At 47.8% G+C, this 253-nt stretch carries 1 pseudogene; it reads left to right on the top strand.

The annotated features are described in order from the left end of the window. Positions 1 to 34 precede the first annotated feature (34 nt). A pseudogene (locus HJG40_RS14725) lies at positions 35 to 253 on the top strand (type IV pilus inner membrane component PilO); the annotation flags it as partial.

Genomic DNA, 253 nt, shown 5'->3' with positions numbered 1-253 from the left:
GCGCTCAGACAGCGAGCACACAGGGGGTCCAGCCGTGACTTTCGACGAAATTCGCAATTTGCAGGTGGATGACATTATCCGCTGGCCGTTAAAAACCAAATTGATTGCCATTGCCATCATTATCGTTATTTTGGGCATTGTCGTCTGGTTTGAATTCATCTCCCCGGAAAACGACAAATACGATGCACTGCATACCCAGGAACAAAGTCTGAAAATCCAGATCAGGCAAAAGCAGTTGCTGGCGGCATCGTTA

The organism is Acidithiobacillus concretivorus (assembly GCF_018853445.1).
Classification (GTDB): Bacteria; Pseudomonadota; Gammaproteobacteria; order Acidithiobacillales; family Acidithiobacillaceae; genus Acidithiobacillus; species Acidithiobacillus concretivorus.
This window is presented reverse-complemented; position numbering and strand designations above follow the sequence as displayed.